Annotated in this window: 28 protein-coding genes; 16 read left to right on the top strand and 12 right to left on the bottom strand. The window is 52.7% G+C overall.

What is annotated here, in order from left to right; translation table 11 throughout:
• Nucleotides 1–37: 37 nt before the first annotated feature.
• On the bottom strand, nucleotides 38–340 hold the full coding sequence (gene priB, locus JJU14_RS13315) for a primosomal replication protein N (RefSeq protein WP_228614179.1): 303 nt from the start codon (nucleotides 338–340) through the stop codon (nucleotides 38–40).
• 6 nt (nucleotides 341–346) lie between these two features.
• On the bottom strand, nucleotides 347–727 hold the full coding sequence (gene rpsF / locus JJU14_RS13310; protein ID WP_091343369.1) for a 30S ribosomal protein S6: 381 nt from the start codon (nucleotides 725–727) through the stop codon (nucleotides 347–349).
• A 265-nt stretch (nucleotides 728–992) separates the two neighbouring features.
• On the opposite strand from rpsF, the gene JJU14_RS13305 reads away from it, so the two are divergent.
• The 4 genes from JJU14_RS13305 to JJU14_RS13290 all read left to right on the top strand — a co-directional run bounded on the left by JJU14_RS13305 (nucleotide 993) and on the right by JJU14_RS13290 (nucleotide 8,663).
• Complete coding sequence (locus JJU14_RS13305) at nucleotides 993–2,519, top strand: tripartite tricarboxylate transporter substrate-binding protein (protein ID WP_228614178.1); 1,527 nt, start codon at nucleotides 993–995, stop codon at nucleotides 2,517–2,519.
• Between the two features lie 34 nt (nucleotides 2,520–2,553).
• Nucleotides 2,554–4,041, top strand: coding sequence for a tripartite tricarboxylate transporter permease (locus JJU14_RS13300; protein WP_228614177.1), 1,488 nt, complete (start codon nucleotides 2,554–2,556; stop codon nucleotides 4,039–4,041).
• Between the two features lie 181 nt (nucleotides 4,042–4,222).
• Nucleotides 4,223–7,042, top strand: coding sequence for a TonB-dependent receptor (locus JJU14_RS13295; RefSeq protein ID WP_228614176.1), 2,820 nt, complete (start codon nucleotides 4,223–4,225; stop codon nucleotides 7,040–7,042).
• Nucleotides 7,043–7,256: 214 nt separating this feature from the next.
• Nucleotides 7,257–8,663: a porin gene (locus JJU14_RS13290; protein ID WP_228614175.1), complete on the top strand. Its 1,407-nt coding sequence runs from the start codon at nucleotides 7,257–7,259 to the stop codon at nucleotides 8,661–8,663.
• A gap of 67 nt (nucleotides 8,664–8,730) precedes the next feature.
• On the opposite strand, the gene rlmB is transcribed toward JJU14_RS13290, so the two are convergent.
• The 4 genes from rlmB to JJU14_RS13270 are packed head-to-tail and all read right to left on the bottom strand — an operon-like array spanning nucleotide 8,731 to nucleotide 11,774.
• Nucleotides 8,731–9,465 (bottom strand): 23S rRNA (guanosine(2251)-2'-O)-methyltransferase RlmB, encoded by a 735-nt coding sequence (gene rlmB, locus JJU14_RS13285; RefSeq protein WP_228614174.1) that lies wholly within the window; start codon nucleotides 9,463–9,465, stop codon nucleotides 8,731–8,733.
• Entirely contained in the window at nucleotides 9,455–10,078 is a 624-nt protein-coding gene (locus JJU14_RS13280) for a YjaG family protein (protein ID WP_228614173.1), read from the bottom strand. Before JJU14_RS13280 ends, rlmB begins: the two co-directional genes overlap by 11 nt.
• Nucleotides 10,065–10,385: a DUF2007 domain-containing protein gene (locus tag JJU14_RS13275; RefSeq protein WP_228614172.1), complete on the bottom strand. Its 321-nt coding sequence runs from the start codon at nucleotides 10,383–10,385 to the stop codon at nucleotides 10,065–10,067. Before JJU14_RS13275 ends, JJU14_RS13280 begins: the two co-directional genes overlap by 14 nt.
• Before the next feature lie 12 nt (nucleotides 10,386–10,397).
• Nucleotides 10,398–11,774, bottom strand: a complete 1,377-nt coding sequence (locus tag JJU14_RS13270; protein ID WP_228614171.1) for a hypothetical protein — start codon at nucleotides 11,772–11,774, stop codon at nucleotides 10,398–10,400.
• 151 nt (nucleotides 11,775–11,925) lie between these two features.
• Between JJU14_RS13270 and JJU14_RS13265 the strand changes: the two genes are divergently transcribed.
• Entirely contained in the window at nucleotides 11,926–12,321 is a 396-nt protein-coding gene (locus tag JJU14_RS13265) for a DUF2721 domain-containing protein (RefSeq protein ID WP_228614170.1), read from the top strand.
• Here JJU14_RS13265 and JJU14_RS13260 read toward each other — a convergent pair.
• Entirely contained in the window at nucleotides 12,318–12,905 is a 588-nt protein-coding gene (locus JJU14_RS13260; protein ID WP_228614169.1) for a DUF3833 family protein, read from the bottom strand. The genes JJU14_RS13265 and JJU14_RS13260 overlap by 4 nt on opposite strands.
• Nucleotides 12,906–13,055: 150 nt before the next feature.
• On the opposite strand from JJU14_RS13260, the gene JJU14_RS13255 reads away from it, so the two are divergent.
• The gene (locus tag JJU14_RS13255; protein WP_228614168.1) at nucleotides 13,056–13,682 is read left to right on the top strand and encodes a 2OG-Fe(II) oxygenase; all 627 of its coding nucleotides are present in this window, start codon (nucleotides 13,056–13,058) and stop codon (nucleotides 13,680–13,682) included.
• A gap of 22 nt (nucleotides 13,683–13,704) precedes the next feature.
• Here JJU14_RS13255 and ubiA read toward each other — a convergent pair whose 3' ends face one another.
• Both ubiA and JJU14_RS13245 read right to left on the bottom strand, forming a co-directional pair.
• The gene (gene ubiA / locus JJU14_RS13250) at nucleotides 13,705–14,574 is read right to left on the bottom strand and encodes a 4-hydroxybenzoate octaprenyltransferase (RefSeq protein WP_228614167.1); all 870 of its coding nucleotides are present in this window, start codon (nucleotides 14,572–14,574) and stop codon (nucleotides 13,705–13,707) included.
• A complete protein-coding gene (locus tag JJU14_RS13245) occupies nucleotides 14,571–15,101 on the bottom strand; it encodes a chorismate lyase (RefSeq protein WP_228614166.1) in 531 nt (176 codons plus the stop codon). The genes ubiA and JJU14_RS13245 overlap by 4 nt, the downstream gene beginning before the upstream one ends.
• A gap of 153 nt (nucleotides 15,102–15,254) precedes the next feature.
• Between JJU14_RS13245 and JJU14_RS13240 the strand changes: the two genes are divergently transcribed.
• Nucleotides 15,255–15,665: a flagellar basal body-associated protein FliL gene (locus JJU14_RS13240; RefSeq protein WP_228614165.1), complete on the top strand. Its 411-nt coding sequence runs from the start codon at nucleotides 15,255–15,257 to the stop codon at nucleotides 15,663–15,665.
• 38 nt (nucleotides 15,666–15,703) lie between these two features.
• Here the strand turns inward: JJU14_RS13240 and glpG are convergent, their stop codons facing one another.
• Both glpG and glpE read right to left on the bottom strand, forming a co-directional pair.
• The gene (gene glpG, locus JJU14_RS13235) at nucleotides 15,704–16,540 is read right to left on the bottom strand and encodes a rhomboid family intramembrane serine protease GlpG (protein WP_228614164.1); all 837 of its coding nucleotides are present in this window, start codon (nucleotides 16,538–16,540) and stop codon (nucleotides 15,704–15,706) included.
• Nucleotides 16,533–16,856 carry a thiosulfate sulfurtransferase GlpE gene (glpE, locus tag JJU14_RS13230; RefSeq protein WP_228614163.1) on the bottom strand — a complete coding sequence of 108 codons (324 nt, stop codon included), beginning with the start codon at nucleotides 16,854–16,856 and terminating at the stop codon, nucleotides 16,533–16,535. Before glpE ends, glpG begins: the two co-directional genes overlap by 8 nt.
• 259 nt (nucleotides 16,857–17,115) lie before the next feature.
• Between glpE and JJU14_RS13225 the strand changes: the two genes are divergently transcribed.
• From JJU14_RS13225 to JJU14_RS13200, 6 genes are all read left to right on the top strand, one after another.
• Nucleotides 17,116–17,706: a LemA family protein gene (locus JJU14_RS13225; RefSeq protein WP_091343406.1), complete on the top strand. Its 591-nt coding sequence runs from the start codon at nucleotides 17,116–17,118 to the stop codon at nucleotides 17,704–17,706.
• Between the two features lie 6 nt (nucleotides 17,707–17,712).
• On the top strand, nucleotides 17,713–19,581 hold the full coding sequence (locus JJU14_RS13220; protein WP_228614162.1) for a M48 family metallopeptidase: 1,869 nt from the start codon (nucleotides 17,713–17,715) through the stop codon (nucleotides 19,579–19,581).
• A gap of 60 nt (nucleotides 19,582–19,641) precedes the next feature.
• Complete coding sequence (locus JJU14_RS13215; RefSeq protein ID WP_228614161.1) at nucleotides 19,642–20,106, top strand: hypothetical protein; 465 nt, start codon at nucleotides 19,642–19,644, stop codon at nucleotides 20,104–20,106.
• A gap of 88 nt (nucleotides 20,107–20,194) precedes the next feature.
• A complete protein-coding gene (locus JJU14_RS13210; protein ID WP_228614160.1) occupies nucleotides 20,195–21,070 on the top strand; it encodes an HDOD domain-containing protein in 876 nt (291 codons plus the stop codon).
• Between the two features lie 6 nt (nucleotides 21,071–21,076).
• Entirely contained in the window at nucleotides 21,077–21,238 is a 162-nt protein-coding gene (locus tag JJU14_RS13205; RefSeq protein WP_228614159.1) for a DUF2256 domain-containing protein, read from the top strand.
• Entirely contained in the window at nucleotides 21,231–21,485 is a 255-nt protein-coding gene (locus JJU14_RS13200; protein WP_228614158.1) for a peptidylprolyl isomerase, read from the top strand. Before JJU14_RS13205 ends, JJU14_RS13200 begins: the two co-directional genes overlap by 8 nt.
• Before the next feature lie 30 nt (nucleotides 21,486–21,515).
• On the opposite strand, the gene JJU14_RS13195 is transcribed toward JJU14_RS13200, so the two are convergent.
• Nucleotides 21,516–22,109 carry a hypothetical protein gene (locus tag JJU14_RS13195; protein WP_228614157.1) on the bottom strand — a complete coding sequence of 198 codons (594 nt, stop codon included), beginning with the start codon at nucleotides 22,107–22,109 and terminating at the stop codon, nucleotides 21,516–21,518.
• A 127-nt stretch (nucleotides 22,110–22,236) separates the two neighbouring features.
• On the opposite strand from JJU14_RS13195, the gene dusC reads away from it, so the two are divergent.
• The 3 genes from dusC to JJU14_RS13180 all read left to right on the top strand — a co-directional run bounded on the left by dusC (nucleotide 22,237) and on the right by JJU14_RS13180 (nucleotide 23,755).
• A complete protein-coding gene (gene dusC / locus JJU14_RS13190) occupies nucleotides 22,237–23,205 on the top strand; it encodes a tRNA dihydrouridine(16) synthase DusC (protein ID WP_228614156.1) in 969 nt (322 codons plus the stop codon).
• Between the two features lie 86 nt (nucleotides 23,206–23,291).
• Nucleotides 23,292–23,540: a type II toxin-antitoxin system ParD family antitoxin gene (locus JJU14_RS13185; protein WP_228614155.1), complete on the top strand. Its 249-nt coding sequence runs from the start codon at nucleotides 23,292–23,294 to the stop codon at nucleotides 23,538–23,540.
• Complete coding sequence (locus tag JJU14_RS13180) at nucleotides 23,540–23,755, top strand: type II toxin-antitoxin system RelE/ParE family toxin (RefSeq protein WP_228614154.1); 216 nt, start codon at nucleotides 23,540–23,542, stop codon at nucleotides 23,753–23,755. Before JJU14_RS13185 ends, JJU14_RS13180 begins: the two co-directional genes overlap by 1 nt.
• Nucleotides 23,756–23,877: the final 122 nt, after the last annotated feature.

The following is a 23,877-nucleotide window of genomic DNA, read 5'->3' as shown; positions in this document are numbered from 1 at the left end:
TTACGGCGACGAAAATAACGTGACATAACACGATCTCCTAACGAATTTGTTCAATGTGTTGGGCGTGCAACACCAGTTTGCTCTGGCCGTTGCGCTGCTGATGCCGGTTTAAAAAGCCCTGCACCCGCACCATGTCCCCCAACAATAAATGCTGAGTTTGTTGTACCAAATCCCCACTGCAGACCACCTGAAGGCGAACATAGCACTGACGATTTAGTCCGGCTTCCTGTTGCTGGCTGCGGTGCTCTAGCACCAAGCTCAGTTGCGGGATACCGGCTGGACTTTCACTGCGCGCAGGCTGACGGCAAATTTGCCCAGCACACACCAGTAAATTGTCCATGACCCCTTACTCTTCTGATGCTGCAGCCTGATGCTCAGAATCACGAGGAGCACGCTCACGGCGCTCTTCACGAACCTTTGCCATTGGTGAAGGCTCAACCACGGCACCATTGGTACGCATGATCATGTTACGCAGCACAGCATCGTTGAAACGGAACGTCGTTTCCAGATCGTCGATCACGTTCTGTGGAGCTTCCACATTCATCAGCACGTAATGCGCTTTGTGCAGTTTTTCGATTGGGTAAGCCAGTTGACGGCGGCCCCAGTCTTCCAGGCGATGAACAGTACCACCGGCTTCAGTGATAGAGCCAGTGTAACGCTCGATCATGCCAGGGACCTGCTCGCTTTGATCCGGATGGACCATAAAAATAATTTCGTAATGACGCATTGCAGCTCCTTACGGTTAATTAGCCTCGGTCAGGCTCGGCCGGACCTGCATGGAGGCAAGGAACATAGGTGTTGGCCGAAGGGCGCGAATTATACTCATGAATAGCGCAAATCACAAGCACTCTGTTCGGGCACCCTCCCCGGGTCTGTCATCCTTTTGTCATACTTACCCGTTAGGCTTACTGTTTTTTGGTGAAAGGAGAGCTTTCGACGTGATCTGCTTTCAAAGCGTGCAACATTCGGCTTTCAAAGCGTGCTGTAAAAGAGTGTGCTGGTGGCTGCCGGCCCTGTTAAGCTTGCTGCTCTGCCTCCCCTCACTGCAGGCTACAGAAGCCGAACCGTCGGATCCCTTTCCGACCCAACCGATCCGTATTGTGGTCTACACCAGCCCGGGCGGGCTGATTGATTTAACCGCGCGTCGCTTTGCCGACATCGCCAGGCGCTACAGCGAGGTACCTCTGGTGGTGATCAACCGGCCAGGAGGTGGCGGTATCGTTGCTTTTGAAGAAGCGCTGCAGCGCCCTGCCGATGGCTACACCCTGCTGGCAGTCACCCGTTCCAACATCTCCAAAATGGTAGCGACCGGCCGCGAAGATTTGATTGAGCAGCTGGACTGGCATTCGTACATCATGCACAACCCCCATGTCCTTATTACCAATCGCCAAAGCGGCCTGACGAGCTGGCAGCAGCTGCAAGCCGATGCAGTGAGCAAAGGCGATCGGCAGCTTTGGCTTGGCGCTGACATTGGCGGTGTCAAGCATGTCTCCGGCGTCAAAATGGCAAAACAAGCGGGCATTCAGATGCGCTGGATCCCTTACAGCAGTGGCGGTCAGGCCATCGCCGCCTTACTCGGAAATATGGGCGATGCTTACCTCGGCAATCCACGCGATGCACTGGCCTCCGATGATTTAACCCTGGTGGCCGTTGCAGCCTCAGAGCGACTGGCTGATTTTCCCGAAGCACCAACTTTTACCGAGTTGGGGATCCCAGGCCTGGAGCAGGAGCTGATCTGGCGCGGTTTTGCTCTGCGTCAGGGGGTGCCAGAGCAACGACGGCAGTGGTTTCGTCAGTTGATTTATCAGGTTAGCCAGGATCCGGACTGGCAAGCCAGCTGGGCCAATGATGGCGTGACCCTGGCGTACAAAGACAGCACAGCCTTTCAGGCCCTGGTCGCCAGGGATACCCAGGAGTTTCAGTACTATCTGACCGAGATTGGCCTGCTGCGTGAACCGGGCGAGCGCAGCAGCTTGCTGGCCGGCATTGGTGAGCAGCAAGCCCGGCAGTTCTTTACTGCCAGTTTGCTGCTAATTAATGCGGTACTGGCTCTGGTGCTGTTTCGCTCTTCCTGGCGCTCACACGCCGCCGAGCTGATGATCTTATCCGGCATCACATCACTGGCACTGCTGTTTTATCTGATGACAGTAAGTCTGCCGCCGCCATCAACCGCGGACATGGTCGGTGCTCAAGGGGTACCCAGATTATGGATTTACTTACTGCTGCCACTGGCACTTTATCAAGTGGCGCTGATTTTACGTCACCCAAAGAAAAACCGGCTGCGTAAACGTCCGCGGCTGTTGTTTCGTTTCTTAAGCGCGATGATTTGCTATGTGTTGCTGATCCCTATTCTGGGCTACTGGCTGGCATCCTTGCTTTACCTGCCGGCCGGGCTCTATCTGCTGAAATACCGCCAGCCTAAAGCCATGCTGGCTTTAACCACCGGCTGGCTACTGTTCTCCTATCTGGTGTTTCAGCGCTTACTCTATGTTGAGCTGCCCGTTGGCATGCTGTTATGAAACAACAGCACGCTGCTGGCAATAAGGAATGGCTATGATTGAACATCTGCTGGCTGGCAGCTTGTCGGTGCTGGCCTGGTGGCCTTTGCTGGCCATTCTGGCCGGGCTGGTCATTGGCATTATCGTCGGGGCTATTCCTGGCCTATCGCCTTCAATGGGCGTCGCACTGCTGGTGCCTTTTACCTACGGCATGTCACCAATGCTGGCTTTGATTCTATTGCTGGCGATCTACATCGGGGCCAGTTATGGCGGCTCCATCACGGCCATCACCATCAATGCGCCGGGCACCGCCTCCGCTGTGGTCACCGCCATCGATGGCCATGCCATGACCCGGCAAGGCCGGCCAGCCAAAGCGCTCGGTATCTCCATTGTTACCTCCGCAGTCGCCGGTATGATTGGCACTGTGGTGCTGATGCTGTTTTCGCAACCCTTGGCTGCGATTGCCGTGACTTTTCACCCGGCCGAGTATTTCGCGCTGGCCCTGTTTGGCCTGGCCACTATTTCTTCGCTGGCAGGTGCCAACTGGCTCAAAGCCTTTATTGCCGCCATCATCGGTTTGTTGATCAACACCATAGGTACCGATCCCATTTCCGGTGCCGATCGTTTCACTTTCAATTACACACCGTTATCCGATGGCTTTTTGCTGATCCCGGCTCTGATAGGTCTGTTTGCTTTAAGTGAAGTATTTAGCCGGATAGAGCAGCGCGATTTTCGAGTCAGGCATTTGAATGAAGTGCAGGATAGCTGGCCAAGCTGGCTGGAGTACTGGCAATTAAAATGGGTGACGCTCCGCTCGGCACTGATCGGCACTTTAATCGGCATTTTCCCCGGAGCTGGTGCCACCATCGCTTCTTTTATCAGTTACGACATCGCCAAAAAGCGCAGCCAGACGCCGGAGCAATTTGGCCAGGGCAGCAGTGAAGGCGTGGCCGCGGCCGAAGCCGCCAACTCAGGCTCGGTCGGCGGCGCTATGGTACCACTGCTTACCCTGGGCATCCCGGGCAGCGCCACCACCGCCGTCTTGGTTGGCGCCATGATGATCCACAAGCTCAACCCTGGTCCCCAACTGTTTTTGAGCAGTCCGGAACTGATGTATGGCCTCTTTGCCGCCATGCTGCTGGCCAATGCTGCGCTCTTGCTGGTAGGGTTGGCCGGCAGCCGGCTATGGATCCGGGTCACCGACATACCTAAACCGGTGCTCTTTGTGCTGATCAGCCTGATGGCCGTGATTGGCGCTTACTCGGTACGAAACTCGATGTTTGATGTGTTTTGCTGCCTGGGCTTTGGCATTTTAGGCTGGGTGCTTAAACGCAAAGACTACCCACTGGCGCCGGTCATTCTGGGCATGGTACTAGGCTCTATCGCTGAAACCAATTTCCGCCGCGCCGTGATGATGGATGGCTACGAGGTGTTTTTAACCCGCCCTGTCAGCGCTATTTTGCTGGGACTGGCTTTGTTGTCTTTTGTGCTGCCATTGGTGCGTACGAATCCAACCACACGCAAGCATCCACCAACCGACTGATGATGGTCAACTTATCAAACCTGACCATCCAGTTCATTTCGCCAGAGCAGATGAACAACTGCTGCGCTTGGTTGCGCGCTGTCAGGACCGTCTGCAAACGGTCATTTTTCTGACATCATTTTGTCATTTTATCTCTTGAAAATGCAGCGTCCAAAAATAAAAACCAATGCAGGAAGTAACAATGACGATGTCAAAATCACTCATCACTCTGGCAGTTTCAGCTGCTTTGCTGGGCGCCCCCACGGCTGTATTTGCTCAGGATAATACCTTAGCACAGCCCGATCGCACAGCACGCGGCCAAGCGGCTGGGAGTATCACTGGCCGTGTGTTCAATGATAGTACCGGTGCTATTCTGCCATCTGCTCAGGTCCGCATTGTGGAACTGAATCGGGAAACCGTGACCAACCGGGATGGCAGTTACTTCTTTTCCGGACTGCCGGCAGGCAACTACACCTTGCAGGTAAATTACGATGGCCTGGATGGCCAACGTTTGCCCATCGAAATAACCAGCAGTACCGCCATTCGTCAGGATGTCCGCCTTGCCAGTGCTTTCTTTGCCGGCGAGCGCATGATGGTTCTGGGCCGGGCTGAAGGCTATGCATCCACGATTAACCTGCAGCGTCATGCTCAGAGCGTTCGAACCGTAGTCTCGGCCGATGCGCTGGGCCAAATTCGCGAAGGCAATATCGGCGATGCCCTGGTGCGTCTGCCTGGCATGTCAGTTGAAACCCGAGCCGGTGTTCAACGCACCGCAACCATTCGGGGCTTATCACCACAATACAATACCGTGACCGTCGATGGCATCCGCATGACCAACGTCGATGGCAACCGTGACATCGCCTTGGATAGCTTCCCTGCCAATATGTTGGCGCGGGTGGATGTTATTAAATCGGCCACCGCCGATATGTCAGCCGACGCCATTGGAGGTACGGTCGACCTGGTGACGCGCTCAGCTTACGATCAGGAAGATCGCATTCTGGAAGCTCAGCTGGGGACAACCTTTAATGACAACCGCAATAGCTGGAATCAACAGCTAGGCCTGACTTATGGCGAAACTTTTGGCCAGGATGATCAGTTCGGTGTGCTCGGCTCTGTCTACTATTTTCGGGATCAACGTGGTTACGATGTGGTAGATACGGCATACACCGTCAATGCCAACAACGACTATTTCATCAACCGGGCGTTGTATTACGATCGTGATGAGAAAAAAGATAAAATTGGTGCTGGCTTGATTTTCGATTACCGGCCTGACGGCAACACATCCGCTTTTTTCCGTGCGCTGTATCACTACGATTACCGCTGGCTGTGGCGTCGCGGCACCGACTATCGTCCAAACCCGGACACCCGTTTTAATCAAAGCGACGATGCCGCATCATCCACCGATGGTCGGATCGATAGCATTGTCTTTTATCGCGAACCAAAAAATGTTTTCCAAATGTACAGCACCGGTTTTGAGCATCGAACCGATGATTGGCTGCTCGATGGCAGAGTGGCCTACTCCAGAGCCAAAAAAGACTATCCGGTTACTTTGCAGGTACTGAACTCGATCAATGGCGTTGATTTAAGTTATGATCGTACAGAGCGCAGCTTCCCGGTATTTACCGTCGATAATGACATCGATCTGACGGATCCAAGTCAACTTAGCTTTCGCCAGTATCAGACCAACCAGGTTCCCCGCGTAGAAAATGAATGGACCTTCGACACCAATCTAAGCCGGGATTTTTATCATGGTGAGCTGTTCTACAACTTAAAAGCAGGGGTTCGGGTCAGTCTAAAAGACGCTTCTCAAGCCCAACCAGACACCATACGTTATACCGGCCTGGACGGCATCACCCCGGAAAGCTTGCTTGAGTCTTACCAAAACCCCGGTTTTATGTCTGCTGCCGGTGGTCGGGCCGAGTTATTGCCATTCTTTCCGGACTGGCGCCGTTACCTGGCATTGCATCAGCAAAACAGCGAGAGCCTGACACAAAATGCAGCGGCCCGTTTTTACACGGAGTCCACCATTGCCAATGCTGACTTTGCTATACAGGAAGATATCTATGCCACTTATCTGATGAGTGAAATGGATTTTGATCAATTGCATTTGGTACTAGGGGCTCGGTACGAAACCACCCGCATTGCCAGTGAGGCCAATGAAGTGCTGTTTGAAGGCAATCAAATTACGGCTATCAATCGTGTCGACGGTAAGAGCAGTTACAACAACTTCCTGCCCAGTATCCATGCCCGCTATTATCTGCTGGATAACCAACTGGTACTTAGAAGCTCCATAAGCAAAGCCATATCACGGCCACCACCAGGTGATTTGATTCCATCCCGGCAGGAAAACTCCCAGTTAAATCTGCGTATTATCGGCAATCCGGATTTACGACCAGCAGAAGCCGTCAATTACGATCTATCTGCCGAATATTTCCTACCGCCACTGGGTGTATTGTCAGCCGGGATCTTTTACAAAGACATTGATAACTTTGTATTTAGCACCAGCCGTACTGCGTCCGATGGTGTAGAAGAACGTACCCGGGTTAATGGTGATGGTGGCAAGGTCCGTGGTGCTGAGTTCGTGTGGTCACAACAATTTAGTTTCTTGCCAGGAGCACTACGAGGGCTGGGCGTTGAAGCCAACTACACCAGACTGAGCACAGAAGGTGTCTATCCAAACCGGCCAGGAGAAAGTTTGGATCTGGTAAATTCGCCACGTTATATCCTGAACGGCATCCTGTCTTACGCCTATGGTTCTGCCAGTGTTCGTCTTTCGATGAACAAGCAGCCAGATCGCCTCCTGGCCGTAGGTGGACGTCCAGCATTGGATCGCTTTGATCAAGGCGGAACAGTGTGGGATTTGGCGATGAAATATCAATTTATGGGCGATCATTATGTGTTCTTTAATGTGAAGAACCTTACCAATGAACCAACGGTGCAATTTCAAGGTTCACGCGATAACCCAACCAGTACCGTCTATTTTGGTACCCAGTACAATCTAGGTGTCAATTTAGCTTTCTAACCTCTAAAAAATGACGCCTGCCTGCAGGCGTCATCTAACTGACATCTTACTGAAACCAAATCGTCATCTTCGCTTGTTAACATTTGCTGGTCCCGGGCAGCCGCGTCGTTTTGAAGTGCGACTTGCACGACCATTGCATCTGAACCTGTGCTGACAAAGCTTCGTTCTGGCTGGGGTATTCAATCACCCAAAAACCATAACAGGAGCTTAAAGCATGAAGCGTACTTTCACCCTTAGCCTGATCTCTGCTGCTCTGATCAGCGCATCCATGGCGGCCACTGCAGCCAGCAATCCGGTCACCGAGGTGCATTCCGAACTGGATTATGAACCCACCTCCAGCGTAATGGGCGATGAGGTACGCACCCGCGTTAATAAGTTCACGGTGGAAACCGCCGATGGCAAACACCGCTTTGGTGTGCGTGGCCGCATTATGCTGGATGCTGCCTACCTGGATGATAATTACATGACCACCGACGACGATCGGCTCGATCGCGGTGATCTGGCCAAATACGGTACCATTATTCGCCGGGCCCGTTTAGGCATGCTGGGTGTGATGTACGACCGCTGGGAATGGCAGGTGGAAGTAGATTTTCGTGACCCGGTCACTTACGACATCGAAGAAGGCGATGACATTGAAGGCATTCGTTTTGCCAATACCTACGTTGCCTATCTGTTTGATCATGGTCGCTTGGCCGTCGGTCACTTTAAAGAACCTTTTAGTATGGAAAGCTCCACCAGTTCGCGCCGGATCTCCTTTATTGAGCGCGCCACCCCGGTCGATGCCTACCGGCCTTCACGCGAAATGGGTATCATGTACGAAACACTGAACCCGAATTACTACGCTGCGCTGGGCTTATTTGGTGGTGATGGCGTTAGCCGAAACCGTACCAATACCGAAGGGTACTCCATTGCTGGTCGCGCCGCATTTTCTCCTGTGTACGATGCATCTGCCCGGGTATGGTCGCATTTAGGTGTTTCTCTGAATTACCGCAGCAATGGTTACGAGCACGAGAAAAGCCGTGGCCGTGATAAAGAATACAACGACATCCGCTTACGCAGCCGCCTGGGCACCAGAGCCATTGATGGCCGGGTGATAGGTCGTCGCGATTTCAGTGATGTCAAAGACATGACACGCTATGCCATCGAAGCGGCGTATGGTGTCGGCTCTTTCTCCATACAGGGCGAATACGTTGGCGTGAAGTTAAATCGTGATGAAGATGCCCGCGGCTTCGAAAACCCGGATGTCGTCAGCATCAGCAATGGTGGCTACTATGTACAAACCAGCTTCTTCACTACCGGTGAGCAACGCAATTACCGCCGTTTTAGCGGCGACTTTGGTCGTACCCGGGTACAGAACCCGGTCGGTGCCGGCGGCTATGGCGCGATTGAGCTGCTAGCACGCTATGCCTATGCTGATCATACCGATCACCATGACGAGCGCGGTGCTCAGGAGCTGAAGCACTACACCCTGGGCCTGAACTGGTATCCGGTCGATGATATTGTGCTGAAGTTTAATGCCATGTATGTCGATGCCAAAACCTCAAGCCGTAACCTGGCAGCCGGCGAGTTCAAAACCTGGGACAGCATGGTGTATGCCCTGCGCTTCCAATTTGAATTCTAAGGTTTCTCCGGCATCAAACAAACCAAGGCTGCCACGGCAGCCTTGGTTTTTTATCTGCAAATCCTGCTTACAATTGGCGCTGGCGCACCGCTTCAAACAGGCAGATCCCGGCCGCGACCGACACATTCAGACTGGACACACTGCCGAGCATTGGGATTTTGACCAGTGCATCGCAGGTTTCACGGGTTAAACGACGCAGGCCATCGCCTTCTGCGCCCAGCACTATCGCCAGCGGGCCGGTCAGTTCGGTTTGATACAGGGTTTGGTCCGTTTCACCAGCAGTGCCTATCACCCAAACACCGGCCTCCTGCAACTGACGCAGTGCACGCGCCAGGTTGGTCACGGCAATAAAGGGCACGGTTTCGGCTGCACCACAGGCCACTTTGCGTACCACGGAAGTCAGCTTGACCGAGCGATCTTTTGGCACCACCACCGCATGCACCCCGGCGGCATCCGCACTGCGTAAAATGGCGCCTAAGTTGTGCGGATCGGTCACGCCGTCCAGCACCAGCAATAAGGGCGCACTCTGCTGTTGTACGATGGCCATCAAATCGGCATCGCTGCCAGCCTGCGCTAACCGCACTTTGGCGACAATGCCCTGATGCTGGCCCTGCACCAGGTTATCCAGCGTCTTACGGTGACAGAACTGCACAGCAATGCCTTGCTGACGCAGTTGCTGTACCAAGGGGTTCATCCGTTTATCATCACGCTCTTTGCTGACAAAAACTTCCAGCACATCCTGCGGTGAGCGCTCAACAACAGCTTGCACTGCGTGCAAACCAAATACAAAATCATTGCTCATCGGTGCTATCCTCAGTCGTCAGCTCCATACCCAGATTGCTGACCCCTTGTTCGGTCACCCACTGCTGCAGCTTTTTTACCTCTTCCCAGTCAAACTGACGGATGTCCGACACCAGCTCAATTAACTCGGCCAAACACTCCATTTCGTATTGCATCAGCGGGTGCTTGCGGACATGCTGCTTTAACTCAGCTTCGCTGGTGATATCCAGTTCAGCCGACTCATGCTCAATTAAACGGGCAACCGAGGCCTGAGAAATCTTCGCTACATTGACAATATCCGCACTGTCGCGCTGCTCAATGCCGGTTAGTAAGGTTTCCAGTGCCGTGGCAGTATCCACCGCCGGGTAAACGCCAAAACAATCGTAGTGATTCACTTCCGGGATCACCTCGGCCAGTTCATCGGTTAAACGGGCAAAATTAATCTTGGCTTTTTTGACCGCCAGCCATTCCCAAACCAAATCCAGGCTATGACGAACCAGCTTGCTGTCACCAAAGTCCATCAGCTCTGCAAACAGCTGGTAATTGGGCAGCATTCGCTCCATCAATGTCGCCGCTACTGCCACTTGCTGGTACAAGCCCAGTTCGCGCAAGCGTTGAAAATTATTCGCTTTCATCTTTATCCCTGCCACAAGCCCAACACAGTTCGAACTCGGGCGCATTGTTTTCACCACAAGCACAGCACCATTCACGGCCGTCTTGTTGTTTTGTGCTTTGAATGATGGCCAGTGCCTGACTGACTTGATGCGGCCTGACCCAAATGGCAACCTCAACCGCGGTAGGAGGTAACTCGCCAACAGCGCCAAGCAACAACTGGCCCTGATAACGGGCCTCAACTCGTTGATTGTGCAATAACCCGGTCAACAAAGCCGCTTCGAACTCGGAGGCGGCATGATACACCAGTTGCCATTGCAGCTCACTCATGGCTTACCCTTTTTATGCGTGTTGTTGCAGCTGTTTTTGGGCGTATTCGAATTTGAGTTTGTATTCAATCAGTTGCTCTTCCAGCTCGCTTAACTTATCCTGCTGGCGTTGTTGCAACTCTTGCAACTCCTGTCGCAACTCTTTGATGGTTTCCCTTGAAGCATCAGACTGTTGCAATTGCTTTTGTTCATGTGCTTCCAATCGTTTTTGCGCATGCTGCAATTGCTCTTTGTGCTTCTCCAGCCGCTGCTGCAACTCCAACTGCTCCTGTTCATGCTGTTGCTGTTGTTGTTGCAGCTCGCTGTTCAGTTGCTCAGCGGCTTGCCATTTTTGCTGAATGTTTTGGAACTCCGGCTGGATAGCCGATAACTGTTGTTTAAGTTGCTGCTTTTCCGCAGCCAGTTGTTCAGTCAAAGCGGACGAGGATTGCTGCTGTTGCTGCAGTTGCTCATGGGCGGTTTTCAAATCCTGCAACTCTTGCTGAACTTTTGCCAGCGCCTGCAACTTCTCTTTCTGTGCCTCGGCCTGTGCACCCTGCTGTGCCTGCAACTCGCTGTGCTCATCACGCAGTCGCTGCAACTGTTGCTTGGTATCTTTCAGCTCCTGTTCGGTAGGAGCCTGCTTTTGCTGTAACCGTTGTAGCTCCTGCTGAACTTGTTGTAAAGCTTTGGCGTGCTGCTGCGCACTGGAGGCTTGTGTTTTTTCCTGCTCAGCCCAGCTTTTTTCGGCCTGCTGGCGCAGCTTTTTTTCTTCGGCCAGCTGCTGGCGTAAACTTGTTACATCCTGTTTGCTGTGCTGCAATTGCGCCTGATCAGATACCTGCTGATGTTTCAGCTCATCCAGTTGCCGCTGTGCTTGTTGCAATTGCTGCCTGAGCTGCTGCTCCTGATTGCTTTGCTGCTGTCCTTGTGATTGCTGCAGCTCTTTAACCTGTTGCGCCAGTGTTTCTTTTTCCTGCAGTAGTTGTTCATTGGCAGCGGTCTGCTGTTGCTGCTGCTCGGTAAAGGCTTGCTGCGCCGCTTTTAATTCCTGCTCCAGCTGCTTTTTCTGTTGAATCGCCTGATCCAGTTGCTGCTGGGACTTCTTTAATGTTTCCAGCTGCGCCGGATCTTCCGGGATTGCCATATCCAGCTGCTGTTTGGCTTGTTGCCACTCTTTAAACAGCTTCTGATAGGCTTGCTCTTGTTCTATCAAGCGTTGTTGCCACTGCTGCTGGCTGCTTTGCATCAAATGTTGACTGAGCTGCTGCAACTGGGTTTGCTGCTGGCTTTGCAATTGTTGCGAAAAGTGACTCAGCAAATCGCCAAGCTCACTACTCATTGTCTCGATCAACGTATCGAGCTTCACTTCAGGCTGCACTGCAGGTTGTTGTTTTTGTTTTATTACCATATCAAACCACGACGCCTTTTCATTACATCGGAATACACACTTTAAGCCAGAATTTAGCTTAGAGCTACTGGGTTGACTGTTCACTATAAATTCGACTAAGTGTAATCCTTTCAGGCAAAATAAGCGAATCCACCCTTCACAAGGCATCATGATGACACTAACCACCCCAGCCCTGCTGTTTCCTGCCATATCCTTGTTGCTGTTGGCTTATACCAACCGTTTCCTGGTATTGGCGCAGTTGATCCGTGAATTAAATGAACGCGAAGGTGCACAGGTGCGCCAATTGGTGATACGCCAAATTGCCAACTTAAAAAAGCGTATTGTGTTGATCCGCTCGATGCAAGCATATGGCGTGCTTAGCTTTTTGCTGTGCACTTTGTCGATGTTTTGTTTATTTATGCTGTGGGAGCTGGCCGGTCAGCTGAGCTTCGCGGCCAGTTTGATTGCCCTGCTGGTTAGCCTGGCTTTGTCCTTGTATGAAATTCAGATTTCCTGCGATGCCATCAACATTGAGCTGGAATCAATGCAGGACCGAACCGAATCTTAAGCAGCTCCGGCTTCTGCGGCTAACTGCTGCAACTGCTGACGCAGATCACTGCAGTCGGCCTCAGGGTTCAGTTGCTGCAATGACAACGTCAGATCAGCTACTTTCAAACCAAATTTATGCAAACTGGTACGATTGATGATTTGCTGAGGTGTCACCAGATACATCCAGTCTTTCACCCGAACATCCATGGTGTCGTTTTGATAGGGAATACGCAAGGTGTATTCCCAGTACAAGCTATTGCCTGCCAATTGTCCACTGGCTTCGCCCATGACATCATGCGCAGTGCCGCTGACCCGACCATCAGCATGCAGCTGCAACTGCCAGTGCCGGTAATCCACCCGACCGTCGCTGAAATAAAACACCTCGTACAAATCACCGCGGTTTTGCTGCCACACGCCACAAAGATCGGCATGAAAGCGCAGGGTCTGCCGGCCGCGCCAATCCTGCAACACCCCATAAGCCCGGCCACTGCCCTGAAAAAATTGCTCCAACTTAAGCTCAGGCTGCTCAGCCTGATAATCCAGCACCGACCGGCTGCAACCAAACAGCAAGCCCACCACAATCACCACCAACCAGTTACGCATCATTGTCTCTCCTTGTCTTCTGTCGTGAATACGTGCCCTGGTCGCCTTTGGCTCAACCAGTAAACTTTTTTATCTTTAAGACAAATTTTCTTTGTTAGACAGCCCGGCACCTGCGCAGTATAAGGACGCATTAAGCCCAAGGAGACCGCCATGCACGCTGTCGAACCACTATTGCAACCCCAACCCAGCCCGCCTGAACAGCCTGCGGCCTGGCTGGCTGCCTTTGAGCGTGATGGACTGGTGGTGTTGCCTGGGTACCTCGCCGCTGATTTATGCCACACATTACTGCAGGAAGTGCAGCAGCAGGCTGAGCTGACACCTGCAGCCATTGGCCGTGGTCAGCAGCGACAACATGCCAGCGATATCCGTCGCGATAAAACCTGCTGGCTGGATGGCAGATCAGTGGCACAGCAACGTTATATGCTGGAGCTGAACGCCATTCTCTGCCAACTAAACCGGCATTTTTTTCTGGGTCTGACGGGCTACGAATGCCATTTCGCGCATTACCAGCCAGGCGATTTTTACCGCACCCATCTGGATGCATTTAACCAACAGGCCAGCCGACAGGTAACCAGTGTGTGTTATCTGAATGATGTGCAAGATGGCGGAGAGCTAGTACTGTACGATGCATACGATACGGAGCTGATGCGCCTGCCCCCTCGTGCAGGGCATCTTATTTTATTTGAAAGCAGCCGTTTTCCGCACCAGGTATTGCCTACCCGGCAGGATCGTTTCAGCATTGCCGGTTGGTTTCGACGCGATGATGTCCTGCTGTGAGCGGTCTGGTGGCTGCACGAAGCTACCGCAGCCATAAGTCCAATACAATGCCAACAAAGATCAGCAATCCAACATAATGATTGTGCAAAAAGGCCTGAAAACACTGCGCCCGGCTTTGAGAAGCAAGCTTAAACTGATACCCAAACAACGGCAAACACAACAGCAGCGAGAACTGATACCACCATCCCAGCTCAGCAAGCTGACCCACCCAGTACAACAATGCCAAAGTCAGCGCCTGCAACAGCAGGATGGCGGGCAAGGCATAGCGACCAAACAAAATCGCGGTCGATTTAATGCCTACCTGCTCATCATCCGGCTGGTCCACCATCGCATAGTAGGTATCGTAGGCCACAGTCCAGCATAAATTAGCCAAGTAGAGCCACCAGACCAGAGCCGGTAACTGCAACTGAATGGCCATGAAAGCCATGGGCATACCCCAGCTGAAGGCGGCCCCCAGCACTACCTGCGGCAGGTGGGTGTAACGTTTCATAAAAGGATACAGGGAGGCTAACGCCACCGCCCCCAGCGATAACAACGCCGTTTGCCAGTTCAAAAACAGCAACAGGGTTGCCGCCAGCAAGAGTAAGAACACAAACAGCTGCAGAGCTTCACCAGCCGACACCTTGCCCGCTGCCAGCGGCCTGAGCCGGGTGCGGGCCACAGCGCCATCGAAGTTCCGATCGGCGTAATCATTGATCACACAACCAGCCGAGCGCATCAAGACCACACCCAGGGTGAAGACCAGCCAGAGCGACCAGGGCGGCACTCCCTCCGCAGCCAACCACAAAGCCCACCAGGTTGGCCACAACAGCAAATAAATACCTATAGGCTTATCCAGCCGCATTAGCTGTCGGTAATAGGGCCAATGTGACCAGCGCAATTGCCAACTCATAACCGGTACACCTCTGGCATAAAGACTTCCACCACATGCAATGGGTGCTCGGCCAACCAAAATACCGAGCGTCTGGCCCACAAGGTGGGCTCTGTCAAGGGCAGGGGTAGTGTAAGCTCAGCAGTATCAAGCTCTGCGACTTCAATGGGGCCCCGCTGCAAGGCCGGGTGACGAAAAATAAACTCCCCAAGCGGCTGGCTACCCAGCCGGGCCAAAGGCTCAATCGCCGTAAGGGTCGAAGCCGGCAACCAGCTCTGCGCATAAATCATGGCCTGTTCATCACAATACAACAATACTTCTCGCAACAGGGCATCTTCAGCACCGGTCAATTGAGCATGCAACGCCTCAGGGAGCGGATGAAACTGCTCTGTCAGCATCTGCAACCGGAATTGCTGGCAACGGCTTTTCAGCCGGGCCGTCAGAGAATCGGTTTCCAGCAACCAAGAGCATTGCTCAGGCAACAGCCGAAGCGCAGCAGGCGTTTGCCAATGAGCTTGCAGCAAATAGTGGGCAGTGGTGATGGGCATGGTACTCATATCATTGCAAAAACCGCCGCATCATAGCAATTTAAGGCATAGATTTCAGTAATTCTGTAGCAGGCCGATAGAACAAATGACAGAAACTGCTATGATCTGACCAGCAGTAGCGAGCACCAGCCAGAAACAGGGATCAAACCGCTTATGAAGTATGCCAGCATTTTACTGACCGTCCTGATGTTGCTTTGCAGCCTCTATACCCCAGCCGCTCAGGCACAACGGAACGAACAAGACATTGTCTATTATGGCTTTGACCCGGACATTGTGACCAACTATGTTACTTCAGGGCGCCGTTCCCTGGGGTATGTCCGGGTAACCGTAGAGCTGATGGTAGCCGATCGTAGTTACCTTGCCGATATTGAGTATCATGAACCACTGATCTTGAATACGATTATTCGTGTTTTCAATCAACAGCACGAAGACAAAATCAAATCCCTGACCGGTCGGGAAGAAATTCGCCAAACCATACTGCAAGAACTGCAAGCGGTGCTAAAGCGCGAAACCGGTAAAGACATGATCCATGATTTACTGTTCACAAGATACATTCATCATTAGTAGCAAAGGTACAATTGCCACTTGAAATCAATGCTTACTCAGTCAGGTCGGCCGGGCTTATGCCGCAGCAACCAGGCCCAACCGCAACCAGCCAGTAAACCACCAAGGTGTGCCCAGTTCGCCATCGACACCCAGAGTAAATCCAGAAAACCGAGCAACATCCAAATCAACATAAAGGCCACCAGGCCCCTATCCAATCTCAACCCTTGCGCAGGGTTTAATCGCCCCGCCCACCAGAAATAGCCAAAAAGCGCGTACACCACGCCTGACAAACCACCAAAATAGGGCCCCACCAACAGATACTGCGCCACATTGGCTATCAGCGCACTACTCAATGTGAATGACAGCAGCTGACCGCTACCTAAGCGCCGCTCAAATTGGCCAGCCAACAACCACCACCACAGCAAGTTAAACACCAGATGCGTCAATGAAAAATGCAATAGTGCCGGACTAAACCAGCGCCAGCTTTCCGTCAGGTTAATGGCAGCGGGTTGCAGGAAAATACCCAAAGCAGCAGAGGCTTGTTGCGGTGCTATTTGCTGCCAACCATACACCACCATAGCCAGCACTAACACCAGCAACGTCACAGGTCCGCTGAATGCTTTGAACTGCAAGCCTGACCAAAGCGGTGCTGCGCCGGAGCCAGTCGCAACCTTGCTGCGCTGCCAGGCCGCAGCATGGTAACGAGGGTGCCCAGGATTGTGTAAAAACGCTTCCAATGCCTGGCTCACCTGCTGCAGCTGGCTTTCCTCTACATAAAGAGCGGCCCGCTCAGCCCCTTCAACCACAGCTTGCACCGACCACCCCTGAGTCACGCAATAATCGGCAAACAGATGGGCTGCATTGGGCGAGTTCAACTCTCCCAGCTTAATCATCGACGCGTTTCACCGGGTGATGCAGCTGCCATAGCGCCATCCCCCCATCCATGCTGTAGACCTCATCGAAACCTTGCTGTGCCAGATACTGAGCCGCTCCCTGGCTGGAATTGCCATGGTAGCAAACCACCACCACAGGGGTTGCAAAGTCATGCTGCTGTATAAAGGTGGGCAAACTAGCTGATGTCAGGTGCCAGGCCCCTTCAATATGCCCGGAGGCATAGCTCTGTTCATCACGGATATCGGCAATGACCGCTGTTTGCTGTTGCAACCGACTAGCCGTTTCATCCACCGAGATGTGCTTAAATTCAGACATAGCAAGCTCCTGTAATCATTGCCGGCTATTATACCCAAGTCCCCTCAAGATGCGAGTTTCAGAGTCACCGAAGGTGTTCGAAACCAAGCTGGCATCATGCATGGCCCGACGAAACAATGGCAAGCGGCTAACTCACCACTCTAAAACGTTAAATATCGTTTTTTTATCACTTTGTATCATGTAAGACTGGACAAGTGATTAAAGAAAAGTTAACACTATAGCGAGCAAATAATTCGCAGCGCTGCCTACGAGGACACCCATGACAACTTTGATTATTTTCGCAGTTATTCTGATCCTGTTATTTTTCGTGATAAGCATTTTTAATAGTCTGGTAAAACTGAAAAACCGCTATCAGAATGCTTTCGCCCAAATTGAAGTGCAGTTAAAGCGCCGCTACGACTTGATCCCTAATCTGGTTGAAACCGCCAAAGCCTATATGGCGCATGAGCGGGATACGCTGGAAGCAGTGATCAATGCCCGTAACGCTGCTGCTGCAGGTTTAAAAGTAGCCGCTAATAATCCCGGTGATGCCGCGGCCATGGGTCAACTTGCCGGCGCCGAATCCATGCTACAAGGTGCTATGAGCCGTCTGAACGTGGTGATGGAGGCTTACCCGGATTTAAAAGCCAATCAAAACATGATGCAACTGTCTGAAGAGCTGACCAGTACCGAAAACCGAGTAGCTTTTGCCCGTCAGGCTTTTAACGATGCCGTCACCGCATACAACAGTTACAAGCAAAGCTTCCCGCAAGTGGTACTAGCTCCTAGTTTTGGCCATGGTGCCGATGCCAAACTGATGGAGTTTGAAGACAGCCAGGCCATTCAGGCCGCGCCTAAAGTCAGCTTCTAACACCCTATGGCCAGTAACTTTTTCAGCCAGCAGGATCTGGCCAGACGCAATACACGCATTCTAGTGGTGTTGTTCGCTCTGGCAGTGCTGTTATTACTGACACTGACCAATCTGCTGGTCGCTGTGGTGTTTGGCTTTGCCGATAGCGAAGCCATTCAGTCCGGTTTACGACGCGGTTTCTTTCAGCCGGAATTGCTGCTGTGGACCAGTCTGATTGTGCTGGGTGCCATTGGCATTGCAATGCTGCTTAAATGGCAGCAATTACGCAAGGGGGGACGCGTGGTTGCCGAGGCACTGGGTGGCCAACGTGTGTCGCCAGACACCACCGATGCCAGACACCGCCAACTGTTGAATGTGGTGGAAGAAATGGCATTGGCCGCCAACTTGCCGGTTCCGGCTGTGTATGTGCTGCCCGAAAGCGGCATCAATGCCTTTGCCGCCGGTTACAGCCCGGCCGATGCCGTGATTGGTGTGACCCAAGGCTGTCTGGAGCAATTAAGCCGCGATGAACTGCAGGGGGTAATCGCCCATGAGTTCAGCCATATTCTTAATGGCGATATGCGCATGAACATCAAAATGATTGCGGTGCTTAATGGCATCTTGTTTGTCGGCCATGTCGGCTATCTACTCCTGCGTGGCAGCCGTGGTGCACACATCGCAGCACGCAGCAGCCGCAATAATAAAGGCGGCGGAGGTGCCGCGGCCATTCTGCTGCTGGGGTTAGGCTTTACGATTCTCGGCTATTTAGGTGCCTTTTTTGGCAATCTCATCAAATCGGCGGTCAGTCGCCAGCGCGAATACTTAGCCGATGCCTCAGCGGTACAGTTTACCCGTAACCCGGCCGGAATCGCCGGAGCATTAAAGCAAATTGCAGCCAGTTCACGCGGTACAAAAATCAGCAATCAGAATGCCGATGAAAACAGCCATCTGTTTTTTGGCGAGGCCATCAGTCGCTGGGCCAGTATTTTTGCTACCCACCCTCCCTTAACCGATCGCATCAAACGCCTTGAACCACGCTGGAATGGCAAATTGCCGGTTGCACGCAGCACAGAAGCCAATCAGGTCACTGCTGACTCAACAGCCAGTGGCACGGCAGACGAGCGCCAAGCCGAGACGCCGGGGCAGCGCTTACTGGCCGCCTTACCTGTACTCCTGCTGCAAACGGCTCATCAGCCATTGCAGGCAGAACCGTTATTGTTGGCTTTGCTGATTAGTAACGATGAAGTCAGCCGGCCAAAACAATTACAGGTCATTCGTGACCAAGGCTCGATAGCTCTGCTACAGGATGTCGATCGCTTGCTAAGCCAAATTGAGCCATTACCAGAGCGACAGAAACTGATGCTGGCTCAACTCTGCATCCCAAGCCTGAAAACCTTGACCGCCGTTAGGTTCGAACGCTTTGAGCAACTGTTGCTGCAGGTTATTCATGCCGATGGCGAGCTGCATCTGCTTGAGTGGGCAATTGCACAGCTGGTGGACCATGCAGTAGCCAGCCAGTTTCGCAGTAGCGAGGTGGTTCGTCATACCTCGGTCAGCAAATTTGCCGACATCCGTGCCGAAGCCTTGCAACTGCTAAGCCTGGTGGCCAATGCCACCAGTGACGACAGCGCCAGCTGCCAGCAAAGCTGGCAAGCCGGTCTTAGTAGCTGGCAACTGCCGGACGACACAGCTCAACCCGATGCCAGTTATACAGCAGTGCAAGCATTGCTGCCCAAATTGATGGCTGCCAGTCCTAAGGTGAAAGAAAAGCTCTGGCAGGGGATGCAGGCAGCTGCACAATCCGACGGCCAACTATCTGAACAACAAGATGTTCAGTTAAGGGCACTGTCGCTGCTGCTGGAAATCCCCTACTCCGACGAAGCGATTGCTAATTAGCCCTTTAGCTTGGGCGTTTCGTTCGGTACAATAGCGTTTTATTTTTGTACAGGGGCTTTGATGTCTGAGCGTCGCTTTTTTCTGATCTACGATCCATCCTTTGACGACATGGATGCCGAAGGCTGTCCGGCCTATGGCTATGTCATGTTTTTTGACGAGCAGGATGCGGCTAATTATCAGAGTGGCGAAAACCCGGACTCGCCTGCGGTTTCCATGCTGTTCACCGACCACAAAGATGGCCAGATTAGTGCCGACTTACTGGGTTGGGCCCATCTGGAAGCAGACATTTTCCAACAGCTACCTCTTGGCCACTTTCTTGGTTTGATGGAGCAAGCGGCCCAGGTCGCCATTCATGCTGGTCGTCAGGTTGGTCATGTACCTGAACGGCTGGTCAGCAGCCAGGACAGCAGTGATGAGTACCTGCAGTTTGAAGTGCATTTCAGCAGCGATGAGCAAGCCGATCCGGATGCCGAATGGCAACTGGCCCGCAGCTTGATCAGCGGCCGGCCTTACCTGGATTCATAACGAACAAAGCTGACGGCTATATTGGCAAAGTTGCTGGACTTTGCTTTAATACCAGCCAGCATTCCCTTTTAAGGTTGGAGAGTTCAGGATGGTTCAGCCACTGGATATGAACGCCATTGATCAGGCGCTGCAAGGCTTTACCATTCCGCCTCAGCCAGATGTATTGTTGCACATTCAGCAGTTAGTGCAGCAACCTGAGCCCAATATGCAGCGGCTGGCTACGCTCATTAATATGGACATTGGTCTGGCTGGTTTTACCTTAAAAGTAGTGAACTCCGCTTACTTTGGCCTGCGCAGCAAAATCACCTCCATTGAACATGCCTGCAAGTTCCTTGGCGTAAACCGGGTGGTTAAGCTGGTACGCAGCGTCTTGCTGCGCTTTACCCTGGAGCAAGATCAGCAGAAAGATCCGTTCTCACAAAAACTCTGGAGCAATGCCCTGTTGGTTGCCAATAGCGCTGCCAGCCTGGCCCGACACCTGCAATGGCCTCAGGAATTGTGCGATGATTGCTACACCCTGGGTTTATTTCGTAATGCTGGTATTGCGCTGATCACCGCTCAGGCGCCTAACTACGCCGATTTAGTGAAAATAGGTGTACTGGCAGGTCAGGGTTACAGCGAGGCTGAAGAGCACCGCTTTCACACCTGCCACGAAATTCTGGGCTACCTGATTGCTCAATCCTGGGGCTTGCCCACCGAGCTATGCAATGTGATTGCTTACCACCACAGCCCGGCTCTGATTCTGGAATCAGACAACGAGCTGGAACAGCGGCTGTTTGCCATCCTAAAATTGGCCGAACACATGAGTGGTGAAAGCCGGGTGCTGTTTGATATTACCCTTGATCCGGAATGGGAGCAATTTGCTCCACAAATGCTCGATGTACTGCAGCTGGAGCTGTTCCAATTGCCCGAGCTGGCTGAAGTATTACGTCAAAACGAGCTAAACACCATCTACACTGGTTAAGCAGTCATGGCACATCAGAAACTGCATTTGCCTGAAAAAATCTGCCCAGCCTGTCAGCGCCCTTTTGCCTGGCGAAAGAAGTGGCAACACTGCTGGGATGAAGTAATCTATTGCTCTGAGCGCTGTCGCCGACAGCGTAAACCTGCTAAGGAAACAAACCATGGCTAAAGCCTGTGCCCTGCATATTTTGGTAAAAACCAAAGCTGAAGCAGAAAAACTGAAACAGCAACTGGCCAAAGGCGCTGATTTTGGTGCCCTAGCCAAAAAGCACTCGCTGTGCCCATCCGGCAAGAAAGGCGGTGATTTAGGGGAGTTTCGCCCCGGTCAGATGGTACGAGCTTTCGATGAAGTGGTGTTTAAAAAAGCCGTGCTGGAAGTGCACGGCCCGGTGAAAACTCAGTTCGGCTTTCATTAAATTAAAACGCTGTACCGCAGTTAGCCCCACTCAATACTGACTACTGTCGGAAAACGCTGCAGCCGCCTCCACACAAGCCGGGTTGCCTTCTGCCAGCAAAGACTCGGCAAAAAACCATTCTTTAAATACCTTCCACTCATCCGTGATCGGGCTTTTACAGCGGCCATTCGCCTGTTCAGCAAATACATCTTTGGTGCACAACGGGGTATCGGCGAGATGTCCGCGGTATGCGTAGGCATAAACCACCTGACACTGCGGGCTGACATAGGTATCAAACACCACCAACCAGCCCTGCTGATAACGCACCAGACTAAAGCTGGGGATCCGCTCGGCAACCGCCGTAGCAATAATCTCAGGTGCTTCGGCATGCTCCAATAGAACCAGCTCTTGTTCTTGCCGCTGCCGGACTTGCAACCGCTCGCCCCGGCGCCAGGCAAAACTGTCAAAAGGTGTAGCCTCAGCGGCATCGGTTAACGCATTCAAACCACGCAGATCGCGGCGTACTTCCTGCCGAATAGTGCGCTCTACCTGCTCTGCTTCTGTCAGTGATTGCATGCTATCGCAGGCGGTGATCAGCACTACAGACAGCATCAACCCCACAAAAGGCCTTGTTGGTATTCTCATCGTTCTCTTGGTTCCCGCCCATGGCGCCCCCCCTTGGGCAGCGCTTAATCGTTCTTAATGGCATTTTACTGTATTCCTGCTCATGCTTTCACTATAATCTGCCGCCCAATCCCCGAACAGAGCTGTTATGCAGATTGTCCTGGCACCGATGGAAGGCGTTGTTGACCACCTGATGCGCGATATGCTAACCCGCATTGGTGGCTTTGATCTGTGCATTACCGAGTTTGTCCGGGTGGTCGATCAACGACTGCCAGCCCGGGTATTCCGACGGCTTTGTCCTGAGCTCGAGCATGGCGGTAAAACACCGGCCGGTGTGCCGGTGCGGGTGCAACTACTGGGGCAAGAACCGCACTGGCTGGCAGAAAATGCCGCTAAAGCGGTGCAGCTGGGGTCACCCGGCATTGATTTGAACTTTGGCTGCCCGGCCAAAACGGTCAATAAAAGCCGTGGCGGTGCCGTGCTTTTAAAAGAAACCGAGCAGCTGTACCAGATTGTCAAAGCGGTGCGTCAGGCCGTGCCGGCCGAACACCCAGTCAGTGCCAAAATCCGGCTGGGCTACGACGATACGTCGCTGACACTGGACAATGCCAGCGCCATCGAAGCCGCTGGCGCTTCGGTGCTGACGGTGCATGCCCGTACCAAAAGCGATGGCTACAAGCCACCGGCCTACTGGCCCTGGATCGCCCGCATCCGGCAGCGCATTGCCATACCAGTCATTGCCAATGGCGAAATCTGGACACCAGACCAGGCCAAGCAATGCCAACAGGAAGCCAATACCCAGGATATTATGCTGGGTCGCGGTGCGCTGGCCCTGCCCAATCTGGCGCAATCCATACGCAGCGGCCAGCCGGCCATGCCCTGGCCGGAGGTGCTGCAGCTGCTGATGCGGTACTCTGAATTTGAAGTAGTCGGCGATAAAGGCAAGTACTACAGCAACCGCATCAAACAATGGTTCAGCTATTTAAAGCTGCAGTACCCAGCTGCGGCAGAATTATTTAGCCAACTGCGGCTGCTCAAGCGCAATGAGGACATCCTGCAACTGCTGCAACAGCAGCTCACTACCTACTCCCAGCAACAGGACGCGCCCGGGCAATAGCTGCAAGGCGGCAAGTGAGGCTCTTGCCACGCCTACCAGCCTGAGCTATATTCATTCTTGTTAATTATGAATATTTGGGGTGAGCTATGGCCACAACCAGCTTAAGTCTGGGTGAGCACTGGGAGGTGTTCATCAAAAATGAAATAGCCAGCGGTCGTTACGGCTCTGCCAGTGAGGTAGTACGCGATGCCTTGCGCGCCATGGAAGAGCGTAAAAGCAAACTCGAAGCTCTGCGCACCCACCTTTCAGAAGGCGCAACCCAAGCCCAAAATAGCGAATTTGTCGATGATTTTTCCATGGACTCACTTATCAATGCTCTGGATGCTGAGCCCTGATGCAGCTCACCAGAAAAGTCAGGATTACCCCGCGCGCTCGGGATGATTTGAAAAGTATTGGCCGCTACACCGAGCGAACCTGGGGAAAATCCCAGCGAAACATCTATCTGAAACGTATCGAAGCCCGCTTCCAATGGCTGTCAGAAAACCCACTACTGGGGAAACACCGAACGGACATCTGCGAAGACTACTACAGCTATCCCGAAGGCCAGTAAAATCGGGGTCAGATAAAAATTAAATCCTAAAATCGGGGTCATAAAATCGGGGTCAGATAAAAATTATAAAATCGGGGTCAGATAAAAATTAAATCCCATTTTTCCTCGGCCGCCCTGCTTTT

The organism is Alkalimonas sp., assembly GCF_020831925.1.
Classification (GTDB): Bacteria; Pseudomonadota; Gammaproteobacteria; order Enterobacterales; family Alteromonadaceae; genus Alkalimonas.
Note: the sequence above shows the minus strand (reverse complement) of the source record. Positions and strands in the feature narration are given on the sequence as shown.